Annotated in this window: 11 protein-coding genes and 1 pseudogene; 7 read left to right on the top strand and 5 right to left on the bottom strand. The window is 73.9% G+C overall.

What is annotated here, in order from left to right; all coding sequences use genetic code 11:
• A pseudogene (locus tag ABD844_RS35425) lies at positions 1–302 on the bottom strand (hypothetical protein); the annotation flags it as partial.
• 120 nt (positions 303–422) lie between these two features.
• Between ABD844_RS35425 and ABD844_RS35420 the strand changes: the two are divergent.
• Positions 423–680, top strand: coding sequence for an anti-sigma factor family protein (locus tag ABD844_RS35420; RefSeq protein WP_344887739.1), 258 nt, complete (start codon positions 423–425; stop codon positions 678–680).
• A gap of 164 nt (positions 681–844) precedes the next feature.
• Here ABD844_RS35420 and ABD844_RS35415 read toward each other — a convergent pair whose 3' ends face one another.
• The gene (locus ABD844_RS35415; protein WP_344887736.1) at positions 845–1,084 is read right to left on the bottom strand and encodes an anti-sigma factor family protein; all 240 of its coding nucleotides are present in this window, start codon (positions 1,082–1,084) and stop codon (positions 845–847) included.
• A gap of 78 nt (positions 1,085–1,162) precedes the next feature.
• Positions 1,163–1,792 carry an RNA polymerase sigma factor gene (locus ABD844_RS35410; protein ID WP_344887733.1) on the bottom strand — a complete coding sequence of 210 codons (630 nt, stop codon included), beginning with the start codon at positions 1,790–1,792 and terminating at the stop codon, positions 1,163–1,165.
• Between the two features lie 210 nt (positions 1,793–2,002).
• Between ABD844_RS35410 and ABD844_RS35405 the strand changes: the two genes are divergently transcribed.
• On the top strand, positions 2,003–2,548 hold the full coding sequence (locus ABD844_RS35405; protein WP_344887730.1) for an NUDIX domain-containing protein: 546 nt from the start codon (positions 2,003–2,005) through the stop codon (positions 2,546–2,548).
• Between the two features lie 35 nt (positions 2,549–2,583).
• On the opposite strand, the gene ABD844_RS35400 is transcribed toward ABD844_RS35405, so the two are convergent.
• Positions 2,584–3,450 carry a TIGR02452 family protein gene (locus tag ABD844_RS35400; protein ID WP_344887727.1) on the bottom strand — a complete coding sequence of 289 codons (867 nt, stop codon included), beginning with the start codon at positions 3,448–3,450 and terminating at the stop codon, positions 2,584–2,586.
• Positions 3,451–3,555: 105 nt separating this feature from the next.
• On the opposite strand from ABD844_RS35400, the gene ABD844_RS35395 reads away from it, so the two are divergent.
• The 5 genes from ABD844_RS35395 (at position 3,556) to ABD844_RS35375 (ending at position 8,550) form a co-directional block, all read left to right on the top strand.
• Positions 3,556–4,197, top strand: coding sequence for a TetR/AcrR family transcriptional regulator (locus ABD844_RS35395; RefSeq protein WP_344887723.1), 642 nt, complete (start codon positions 3,556–3,558; stop codon positions 4,195–4,197).
• A complete protein-coding gene (locus ABD844_RS35390) occupies positions 4,194–4,394 on the top strand; it encodes a ferredoxin (RefSeq protein WP_344887720.1) in 201 nt (66 codons plus the stop codon). The genes ABD844_RS35395 and ABD844_RS35390 overlap by 4 nt, the downstream gene beginning before the upstream one ends.
• Before the next feature lies 1 nt (position 4,395).
• Entirely contained in the window at positions 4,396–5,667 is a 1,272-nt protein-coding gene (locus ABD844_RS35385; protein ID WP_344887717.1) for a cytochrome P450, read from the top strand.
• A gap of 131 nt (positions 5,668–5,798) precedes the next feature.
• Positions 5,799–7,760, top strand: a complete 1,962-nt coding sequence (locus tag ABD844_RS35380; RefSeq protein ID WP_344887714.1) for a primary-amine oxidase — start codon at positions 5,799–5,801, stop codon at positions 7,758–7,760.
• Positions 7,761–7,953: 193 nt separating this feature from the next.
• Positions 7,954–8,550 carry a hypothetical protein gene (locus tag ABD844_RS35375; protein ID WP_344887711.1) on the top strand — a complete coding sequence of 199 codons (597 nt, stop codon included), beginning with the start codon at positions 7,954–7,956 and terminating at the stop codon, positions 8,548–8,550.
• 34 nt (positions 8,551–8,584) lie between these two features.
• On the opposite strand, the gene ABD844_RS35370 is transcribed toward ABD844_RS35375, so the two are convergent.
• On the bottom strand, positions 8,585–10,984 hold the full coding sequence (locus tag ABD844_RS35370) for a beta-xylosidase/alpha-l-arabinosidase (protein WP_344887708.1): 2,400 nt from the start codon (positions 10,982–10,984) through the stop codon (positions 8,585–8,587).
• Positions 10,985–11,046 lie beyond the last annotated feature (62 nt).

Below are 11,046 nucleotides of genomic sequence, written 5' to 3'. Positions count from 1 at the left end.
GCCACGTCGGCGGCCAGGCGGGTCACCGCGCCGGGCAGCGGGCTCGCCGGCCCCGACAGTTCGAGCTGGCCGCCCGGCTCGAACGTCACCCGGCTCCCGCCCGGCAGCTCGGCCGGCAGCGCGCGCTCGGCCCTGGCCAGCGGGACGTGCCTGGCGGCGTCCGTACGGTCGAAGACCAGGAACTCCAGCTCGACACCCACCCGGTCGGCGGAGGCGGCGGGACGGAAGCAGCGGCCCGCGAAGTCCGCCACCTCCGAAGCGTCGCGCAACGGCGGTGTGCTCTCGGCCGTGACCCCGATCATCCTCTCCTCCTCGCCCAGCCCGCACAAATGCGCTCGTACGGGGCTATAGACCCACGAAAGCCGCGAACGTTACAGACGAATTTGTGTGTAACGGATGAGGCGGGGCGGGCACTAGCTCACATGGAGCTGGGACCGGTGAGCTGCGCCGACGTGCTCGCGCTGCTCACGGACTATCTGGAGGAGGCGCTCCCGGCCGCCCGGCACCGCGTCGTCGCGGACCATCTGGGCGGGTGCCCGGCGTGCGCGGCGTGGCTGGCGCAGGTCAGGGCGACGATCGCGGCCCTGGGCTGCCTGCGCGACGGCTCCCTCCCGCCCTCGGTCCTGGCGGCACTGCGACACAGCTTCGGCTCGGGCGCGGTGGGCGGCGCCGCGAAATAGCGGAGGCGCTACGGATGGCGGCGCAACGAGTGGCGGTGCCAGGAGCGGCTGCGCAACAAGTGGCAGCGCTACGGGTGGGGGTGCAACGGGGTGGGGGTGCAACGGGGTGGGGGTGCTACGGGTGGGGGTGCTACGGGTGGGGGTGCTACGGGTGGGGGTGGGTGCTACGGATGGCGGTGCTGGCGGAAGGCGGACATGAGCCGGTCGCGCACCCCGGCGGACAGCTTCTCGGGCGGCTGGTCGCCCAGTGCCCTGATGGTGGCACGGAACTGGCCGAGATAACGCTCACACCCCTCGCAGCCGGCCAGATGCTCCCGTACGCCATCGCGCGACGGCTGGTCGAGGGCGTCTTCAAGGTAGGCGGTGAGAAGTTCCGCCAGCTCGCCGCACGTGAACCGCTTCACGACGTGGACCGCCCTTGTCTCTGAGATGAACCGTTTCACTTATTGTCGCCGCTGAACGGACCCGATGGGACCCTCGGACTATTCCGGCTGTTTAACGCACTCGTAGTAGTCGGCCAGCCAGCCGCGTACGGCCGTGCGGGCGCGGTGCAGCAGCACCCGCTGGTTGGCCGCGGAGATCTCGAGGATCTCGCAGACCTCGTCGGAGGAACAGCCCTCCACGTCACGCAGGGTGATGACGACCCGCTGCCGGGGCGGCAGCCGGGCCAGGGCCTCGGCGATCAGCCCGCGCACCTCCGCCGCGAGGGCCTCGCCCTCGGGCGTCGGCCACACCGCGGCCGGATCGCGCCAGCCACCCGGCACCGAGCCGAGGTCGACGGACGAGCCGCCCTCCCGGTCGAAGGCGCTCCACGGGAGCGTGCGGCTCTCCCGCACGCCGCGCTTCTTCGCGGTGTTGACCAGGATGCGGTAGACCCACGTCTTGACCGACGAACGCTGCTCGAAGGCGTCGATCCCGTCGATCACGGCCAGCCAGGTGTCCTGGACGACCTCCTCGGCCGAGTGGTCGGTGGACACGTAAGACCTGGCCACCCGCAACATGCCCCTGGACCAGGTGTCGAGCAGCGCCGCGAACATCGCCTCATCGCCGGCGCGCAGGGCTGTGACGACGGCGTCATCCGGCGGCAGCCCTCCGCCCGCGAAAGACCCCACGATCGCTCCCCCTCCGGTCGAACGCTGGGACACTCGGAGCCGAGCCGGAGCCCGGTCGCCCCACTCAGGGACGACACCGCCCAGGCTAATCTCCTTCACTGACGATTCCCGGCCCCGCCGCTCATAGGCCGACCATGTGCGTATTCTCGGGAGAGCAGGCCCTGCGGTAACCGGAGGAATACTTCCCAGCGAACGGGTGAGGAGCATCGCATGCGGCGGTCGGAGAGGCTGCTCTACGCGGCGAACGGGGTCGATCTCCGGGTCGCGGACGTCGAGCTGACCGGTGGGGGGCGCGAGGAGCGGCCCTTCATCCGTACGCCGCGGGCCGCCGGAGCGGTGGTCTTCCATGGCGGCAGGGTGCTGCTTCTGTGGCGTCACAGTCCCATCACCGACACGTGGGGCTGGGAGATCCCGCTCGGCGAGATCGAGCCGGGCGAGGAGCCCGAGGAGGCGGCGGCCCGGCACGTGGCCGAGCGGACGGGCTGGCACACGGGGCCGCTGCTGCCCCTGATCCGCACCCGGCCCGCCGGTGACGTCGCCGACTGCGAACACCTCGTCTTCGTCGCCCACCACCCCACCTATCCCGGTGCCGTCCCGCCTGACGACGAGCCAGAGGGCGACGGGGAGCGGGCCGGGTGGGTGCCGATGCTGCGCGTCCAGGGGCTGATCGAGGAGCAGGCGATCACCTCGGCCACCACGTCGGCCGCGCTGCTCCACTTCCTGGCCGACCTGCTCCAGGCCCGCGCCTCCCACTAACCGGCCCAGCACGGCGCGGGGGTCACGACCAGGCGTCAGCCGAAGAGGCGGACGAACGCCTCCCGGTTGGCGGAGACCGGCGAACGGTCCCACACCGCGAACACGACCTGGTCGAACACCGCCGAGAACGCGCCGTAGCCGGTGAGGTGGCCGTGGAAGGCATCGGCGACCTCGTGCGGGTCGTTGCGGAACACGCCGCAGCCCCACGCCCCGAGCACGAGCCGGCGCGCGTCGTGGCGGGCGGCGACGGCCAGCACCCGCCCGGCGCGCTCGCGCAGCGTCTCGCGGATGCGCTCGCCCAGACCGGGGTCACGGCGCAGCGCCGCCCCCGCGTTGGGGGCCGGGGAGGTCAGGAACGAGACCGCGTACGGCTCGTCCAGCAGCCGCCCGTCGTCACCCCGATGCACGGGCACGTCGGGGGACCAGATGACCCGGTGGCTGTAGAGCAGGTCGGACGAGGCCCGGTGGGCGGCGTAGTAGTCGGGGGCCTGGAGGAGGCAGGGGTGGAGGAGGGAGTTGCGGCACAGGTCCTCCTCCTGCGCTCGGGCACCGCCGAGGTAACCGCCGCCGGGGTTACGCGCCGAGGCGAAGTTCAGCACCGCGATCCGACCGCCATCCGCCCACACGCCATCCGGTTGGACGCCATCCGATTGGACGCCGGACAGGTGCAGGCGGCGGGCGGCCTGGAGGGTGCCCTCCCCGGTGACCTCGAAGGACGTGCGTGCCCCGGCGCGCGGGCGCGGCGGCTTGACGGTGGCGTCGGGCGGGTAGCTCACGGTGCCGGCGAGGGCCGCCTCCAGTGCCGGGCCGACGCGGACGACGACGCCGTCGCCGGTGGCGTACTCGCCCGCGGCGACGATCTCCTCGTTGGCGGCGGCGATCGCCCGTAGTTTCTCTTTCACGCGTCCGCATGGTAGGCCGCGCCCCGTCCCCTGGCCGAACGGTTTTTCCGCGGCCGGCACGGTCGTGCCCTTGACGACCCAATTGAACGACTTTTTAATTCGTTCATGGGACGCATCCCCGGAGTGACCGCGGCCGAGACCCGCGAGCGCCTGCTGCGCGCCGCCGCCGACGCCTTCGCCGAGCGCGGCTACGACGGCACCCGCGTGGCCGACATCGCCGCCGCCGCGGGCGTGAGCAACGGGGCCCTGTACGCCCACTTCGGCTCGAAGGCCGACCTGCTCGTGGCCGCGCTGCGCGCGCACGGGAGACGCCTGCTGGCCGGCCTGTTCGCCGCCGACCCCGACCGGTCGGCCACGGAGCTGCTGCTGGCCATCGGCCGCCGCCTGCCGCACCGGGGCGAGGCCGAGCGCTACCTCATCGTCGAGGCCCTGGTCGCGGCCCGCCGGGACGAGGACGTGGCCGGGCCGATGCGCGACTACATCGGCGAGCGGGCCGGCTGGATCGCCGACCTCGTACGCGTCGCGCAGGGCGACCGCGAGGTCGACACCGGTCTGTCGCCGGACGCCCTGGCGCACTTCTGCCTCCTGCTCGCGATGGGCAGCGCGCTGGTCACCCCCGAACTGCACCCGGTGAACGACGTGGAGTGGTCGAAGCTCCTCACCAGGGTCGTCACCGCCCTCGCCCCCACCGCCGCCGCCCCCACCACCACCCCCGACCCCACCGCAAAGACGGAGAGCACGCCGTGAAACTGCAGATCAACCCGGAACGATGCCAAGGACACGGCCGCTGCTACACCCTGGCCCCCGAGCTGTTCGGCGAGGACGACGAGGGCTACGGCCAGGTGCTCGGCGACGGCCTGGTGGCGCCCGGCCAGGAGCGGGCCGCCCGCCTGGCGGTGGCGAACTGCCCCGAGCACGCGATCGACACGGGTGGGGACGCCTGACATGAGCGTCGACGACCGTTTCACGGAGAACTTCCGCGACGCCCAGCAGGACACGCCCCTGGGCACGCGCAACGAGATCGTCACCGGCCCGGTCTCCGACTGGGCGACCGACTTCTCGCACCTGGAGCCGGAGTGGGCCGCCGATCCGTACCCGATCCTGGAGGACCTGCGGGAGCGGTGCCCGATCGCGCGTACTGAGCGGTTCGGCGGCGGGTGGCTGCCGACCCGCTACGAGGACGTCGCCTCGATCGCCTACGACACCGACCGATTCTCCTCGCGTTCGATCATCATGGGCAACTTCCGGCCGCCGCGCGAGCACGCGCCGATCGGCGGGTCGCCGCCGATCTCGTCCGATCCGCCCTTCCACCACCATGCGCGCAGGCTGCTGCTGCCGGCGTTCACCAAGACGGCCGTCTCCCGGCGGGAGGCGGCCACGCGGGAGTTCTGCCACGCGCTCATCGACGCGTTCGAGGGACGGCCGGTCGTGGACGCGGCCCGCGACTACGCCCAGCACATCCCGGCCCGGGTGATCGCCGACATGCTCGGCTTCCCGCCGGAGGACGGGCCGCGCTTCCGCCGGTTCATCGAGAACGTGCTGGAAGGCGTCAACCTGCCGCCGGAGCAGCGCATCGCGGCGATGGACGAGCTGTTCGACTACCTGCAGATCCAGATCCGCGACCACATCGACCACCCGCGCGACGACCTGACCGGCTTCCTCCTCGACGCCGAACTGGGCGGGCAGAAGCTGCAGCCGTCGCACGTGGCGGGCACGATGGCGCTGCTGCTCATCGCGGGCATCGACACGACGTGGAGCGCGATCGGAGCCTCGCTGTGGCATCTGGCCAGGACGCCGGCCGACCGGGAGCGGCTGGTGGCCGAGCCTGGGCTGCTGCCGACGGCGATGGAGGAGCTGCTGCGCGCGTACGCGCCGGTGACCATGGCGCGCCTGGTCAAGGACGACATGCGGTGGAACGGCGTGGACATGAGGGCCGACGACTGGATCCTGCTGTCGTTCCCGGCGGCCAATCGCGACCCGGCGCAGTTCGAGCGGGCCGGTGAGGTGGTCATCGACCGCGAGGTGAACCGGCACGCGGCCTTCGGCCTCGGCATCCACCGGTGTGTGGGCTCGCATCTGGCCAGGATGGAGCTGCGGGTGGCGCTGGAGGTGTGGCTGGCGCGCGTCCCTGAGTTCGGGCTGGCCGACCCGGAGGCGGTGACGTGGTCCACCGGCCAGGTACGCGGGCCGCGTAAGCTGCCGGTCCGCCTCGGCTGACGACCGGCCCGGCGGGCGGTGGACCTCGCGCCACCGACGTGCCGACGCCGGGCGGGCGCTGGTAATCGGCGGGTGTGTGGTGTTCGCTGGCGGTGCGCCCGCCGGGAGGCGCACCGTCCGAGGGAGACGCCATGAACGCCACGCCGCACCCGCTCGACCCGCTGACGCCCGGCGAGATCACAGCCGCCCACGCCGTGCTGACCGCCGCCGGGCTGGTCAAGGACACCACCCGCGTCGCGTACGCCGGGCTGCAGGAGCCGCCCAGGGACGCGCTGCCGGCCCCCGCGCCCGGCGAGACCCTCTCCCCCGCGCCCGGCGAGACCCTCTCCCCCGCGCCCGGCGAGCCGGTCGAGCGCAGGGCCCGGGTCCTGCTGCTCGACACCGCCGGGGCGGCCCCGCGCGACCTGGTCGTCTCGATCACGCGGGGCACGATCGACGCCGACCGCACGCTCGACCCCGCCACCGACGGCCAGCCGCCCGTGCTCGACGCGGAGTTCGGGGTGGTCGAGGAGGTGCTGTCCACCGACGAGCGGTGGCTAGCCGCGCTCAAGAGCCGAGGCCTGGACGTCGCCAAGGTCCGGGTCGCCCCGCTGTCGGCTGGCGTGTACGCCGACGAGTACCCGGGCGAGGCGGGCCGCCGCATCCTGCGCGGGCTCGCCTTCGTCCAGGAGCACGAGCGGGACCACGCGTGGGCGCACCCGGTGGACGGGCTCGTCGCGTACGTGGACGTGGTCAACCGCTCGGTGGACCAGGTGCTCGACTTCGGCCCGGTGCCGGTGCCGGACGTGTCGGGCAACTACGACGACCCCGCCTACGCGGGCCCGCCGCGCACCACGCAGCGGCCCATCGAGATCACCCAGCCGCAGGGCCCCAGCTTCACCCTGGAGGGCAACCTGCTGCGCTGGGAGAACTGGTCGCTGCGGATCGGCTTCGACGCCCGCGAAGGGCTGATCCTGCACCAGATCGCCTTCGACGACCGGGACGCGGGCCGCCGCCGCCCGATCGTCCACCGCGCCTCGATCGCCGAGATGGTCGTCCCCTACGCCGACCCCTCCCCCGTACGGTCGTGGCAGAACTACTTCGACACCGGCGAGTACCAGGTCGGCCAGTACGCCAACGCGCTGGAGCTGGGCTGCGACTGCGTGGGCGAGATCACCTACCTCGACGCGGTCATCGCCGACGCGCACGGCGCACCACGCACGCTGCCGAACGCGATCTGCCTGCACGAGGAGGACCACGGCATCCTGTGGAAGCACACGGACCTGTGGACGGGCTCCGCGCAGGTGCGCCGCCAGCGCCGCATGGTGCTGTCCTTCTTCGCCACGGTCGGCAACTACGACTACGGCTTCTACTGGTACCTCTACCTCGACGGCGGCATCGGGTTCGAGGTCAAGGCCACCGGCGTGCTGTTCACCTCGGCCCACCCCGAGGGCGGCTCCCCGTACGCGGCCCAGGTCGCGCCCGGCCTGGCCGCCCCCTACCACCAGCACCTGTTCTGCGCCCGGCTGGACATGGCGGTGGACGGGCCGGACAACCGGGTGGAGGAGGTGGACCTCCAGCGGATCCCGAAGGGGCCGGACAACCCGCGCGGCAACGCCTGGACCTACCGGCGTACGCCGCTGACCAGGGAGAGCCAGGCGCAGCGCGATGCCGACGCGACCGTGGACCGGGTCTGGCACATCACCAACCCGGGCTCGCGCAACGCGCTGGGCGACCCGGTCGCGTACGCGCTCTGCCCGGAGGGCGGGCCGTTGCTGCTGGCCGACCCGGGCTCGTCGATCGCGGCGCGGGCCGGGTTCGCCACCCGGCACCTGTGGGTCACCGCGTACGATCCGGCCGAGCGCTACCCGGCGGGCGACTTCGTCAACCAGCACCCGGGCGGGGCCGGTCTGCCCGCCTTCGCCGCCGCCGACCGCGACCTCGACGGCCGGCCGCTGGTGGTCTGGCACGTCTTCGGGCTCACGCACGCCCCACGCCCCGAGGAGTGGCCGGTCATGCCGGTGGACCACGCGGGGTTCCGGCTCAGGCCCGTCGGGTTCTTCGACCGCAACCCGACGCTCGACGTCCCCGCGCATCACGGGCACGGCGGCTGATCGTCCGCGCCGTGGGCCGAGACGGGTTCTGGTACCGTTCGCGACGGTGTGCCGCCAGGTGAGCGTGCCCGGCGGTCACCGTTCGTGATCTTCGGCGGTTGGGCTTGACCTCGGTGCCCATACGTGCCTAGATCAGTCACGTTCGCCCGCCACTTCACCCCCCGGAGGACAGTCGCATGGCATCGGCAGGGACGTGTCCGCCGTGCTGACCGAGCAGTACGACCACGCCACGGAGCGGCGCGACCGACGGGGCAGGGCGCTGCGCATCTCCACGGTGCTGGCCGGCGTCGTGCACCTGGTGCTCGCGGGCATCCTGATCGGCATCCCCGGCAGCTCGCCCACGCTCGACCCGCTGCCCGTCCCCGAGCAGCAGAAGCAGGCCGACCCCCGGCCCGGCTCCGCCCTGAGCCGCCGCGCCGCCGCCACCCCCGCCCACGGGCACCCGACGGCACCGCCCGCCCCCGTCACGGCTCCGGAGGGCTCCGCCTCCGCGGCGACGCCCCGGCCGACGCCCACCCGCGTACGGGAGCGGGGGGCCGTACCGCCCAGCGGGGCGCGTACGTCGCCGCCGCGGGAGCTGTCGAAGGCCATCCCGGGGAACGTGCCGCAGCTCGGCCGGGTCATCGTCCCCGTCCGTCCCACCGTGACCCGCACGCCGGGATCGGGCTCCACCCCCGGGCAGGTGGCGCCCGGCCGGGCGCGGAAGAAGTCGGCGACCGGCGGCCAGAGCACGACGCCGCGGAGCGGCGGCGCCACGACCGGCGCGCTGCCGGGGCTCGCCACGCCTTAGGAACCCCGCCGCCGTGGCGGCCTCCCGGGGGTGCTCAGCCTCGGCCCTCACCCCGAACGCGGTCGATGCGCGCCGTCACGAGCAGGTGCCGCCGGTGGCCGACCTCGCGTTCCCCACCGGTCAGGCGCAGCGGCAGGGTCGCCACGACCTCCGCGCACGAACGGCCGAGCCGCAGCTCGACGTCCCCCGGCTCGACGATGCGCCGCCCGTACACCCCCGTGAACGACGTGACGTCCGCCGGGACGGTGAAGCTCACCCGCGCGCTCTCCCCCGCCTCCAGCGGGACACGCGCGTACCCGATCAGGCGGACCACCGGCCTGGTCGTCTGCGCGACCGGGTCGTGCAGGTAGAGCTGGACCACCTCCGCCCCGGCGCGCGAGCCGGTGTTGCGGACCGTCACCTCGGCGGCCACCTCGCCGTCCACCGCCCACTCCGTGACGCCGGAAGCGACGCCGGGAACGACGCTCTGAGCGGCGCCGCCCGGCACGTGCGCGTCGCTCCACTCGAACGTCGTGTAGCTCAGGCCGTGCCCGAACGGGTACGCGGGCGTCGGGTCCACGGACGACACCTCGGAGCGGTGGCCGAGCGGCGGGGCCAGGTAGGTCGCGGGCAGGCCGCCCGCGTCGCGCGGCACGCTGACCGGCAGGCGTCCTGACGGGTTCACCGCGCCGGTCAGCACCTCGGCCAGCGCCTGGCCGCCGCGCTGGCCGGGGAAGAACCCGCAGACGACGGCCTTGGCCGCCGCCACCTCGGGGCCCAGGGCGTACGGACGTCCGGCCAGCAGCACCAGCACCACGGGCGTGCCGGTCGCGAGCACGGCTCTGACCAGCTCGGGCTGCACGCCGGGCAGGCGCAGGTCGGTGGCGTCGCAGCCCTCGCCGGAGGTGCCGCGCCCGAACAGTCCGGCCCGGTCGCCGACGGCCAGCACGCACACGTCGCTGCGCCCGGCCAGCTCGACGGCCTCGGCGAGGCCGGAGGTGTCGTCGCCGGTGATGCCGCAGCCCGGCGCGTACGCCAGGTCGGGGACGAGCCTGGCGAGCGCCTCGCGCAGCGACGGCAGGTCCACCCCGAGCCCGTGCTCGGGGTGCGGGCCGACGTGCGCGGGGAAGGCGTAGCAGCCCAGCATCGCCATCGGGTCGCCCGCGACCGGCCCCACCAGGGCCACCCGCCGCCCCGCGGCCAGCGGCAGGAGGTCGTCATCGTTCCGCAGCAGCACGATGGCCTCGCGCGCCAGCCGCAGGGCGAACTCCTGATTCTCCTCGTCGTCGAGCCGCACCTCATCGGCGGGTCCCGGCAACGGCCGCCACCCCTCGTCGAGCAGGCCCAGCTCGGCCTTCTGCGTCAGCACGCGGAGCACGGCGCGGTCGACCAGGGCCTCGGCCACGGCCCCCGCCTTGACCGCCTCGACGAGCGGGGCGCCGAACGTGTCGACCGTGGGCAGCTCGACGTCGATCCCGGCCTTGAGCGCGAGCCCGGCGGCCGCCGCTGCGCCCGCGGCCACGCCGTGCAGCCGTTCCAGGAAGCGGACCGAGAAGTAGTCGGCGACCACCGTGCCGGTGAAGCCCCACTCCTCGCGCAGCAGGCCGGTCAGCAGGCCCTCGTCGGCGGCCACGGGCACGCCGTCGATCTCGGCGTAGGAGTTCATGACCGAACGCGCGCCGCCCAGGCGCAGAGCCATCTCGAACGGCGGCAGCACGACGTCGGCCAGCTCCCGCCGCCCCATCGCGACGGGCGCGAGGTTGCGTCCGCCACGCGAGGCGGAGTAACCGGCGAAGTGCTTGAGCGTGGCGACGACCCCGGCGCCCTCCAGCCCGCGTACGTACGCCGCCCCGACCGTGCCCACCAGGTACGGGTCCTCCCCGATCGTCTCCTCGGTACGCCCCCAGCGGTAGTCCCTGGTCACGTCCACCACCGGGGCCATGCCCTGGTGGACGCCCGCGGCGCGCAGCGACCGTCCGATCCGCCCGGCGACCTCCTCGACCAGCTCGGGGTCGAAGGAGGCGCCCCAGCTCAGCGGCGCCGGGTAGACCGTCGCCCGCCAGGCGGCGAACCCCGTCAGGCACTCCTCGTGCACCTGGGCCGGGATCCCGAACCGGCTCGCCCGCACGATCTCGCCCTGGGAGGCGGCCAGCGAGCGGGCCGCCGCGACGGGATCGACCGGCGCGGTGCCGTACGGCCGGGTGAGCTGGCCCAGCCCCTGCCGGATGGCGTCCGCCCACTCGGGGCCGCCGCCCAGGTCGGTCTGGTGCGGGGCGACGCCGCCTCCCGAGGCGTCGGCGCCCGCCCACAAGCCGACGAGCTGGGCGACCTTCTCCTCAAGGGTCATCAGCGGGATGAGCGCGCCGGCGCGTTCCGCGGGCGGCAGCCGGGCGTCCCGCCACCGCCCGCTCTCTCCGGACGTCGAGCTGGTGTCGATCGGTTCCTGGCTCCTCATGCCGTCCCTTCACCCCGTCACGGCTCACGGCGTCGGCCCGCGGCGCGAGCGGGGGGTGTCGC

Source organism: Nonomuraea antimicrobica (genome assembly GCF_039536965.1).
GTDB lineage: Bacteria > Actinomycetota > Actinomycetes > Streptosporangiales > Streptosporangiaceae > Nonomuraea > Nonomuraea antimicrobica.
This window is presented reverse-complemented; position numbering and strand designations above follow the sequence as displayed.

Coding starts and splice junctions, on each gene's coding strand:
- ABD844_RS35380 (WP_344887714.1), top strand. CDS start 5,799: ATGAACGCCACGCCGCACCCGCTCGACCCGCTGACGCCCGGCGAGATC.
- ABD844_RS35370 (WP_344887708.1), bottom strand. CDS start 10,984: ATGAGGAGCCAGGAACCGATCGACACCAGCTCGACGTCCGGAGAGAGC.
- ABD844_RS35405 (WP_344887730.1), top strand. CDS start 2,003: ATGCGGCGGTCGGAGAGGCTGCTCTACGCGGCGAACGGGGTCGATCTC.
- ABD844_RS35385 (WP_344887717.1), top strand. CDS start 4,396: ATGAGCGTCGACGACCGTTTCACGGAGAACTTCCGCGACGCCCAGCAG.
- ABD844_RS35420 (WP_344887739.1), top strand. CDS start 423: ATGGAGCTGGGACCGGTGAGCTGCGCCGACGTGCTCGCGCTGCTCACG.
- ABD844_RS35395 (WP_344887723.1), top strand. CDS start 3,556: ATGGGACGCATCCCCGGAGTGACCGCGGCCGAGACCCGCGAGCGCCTG.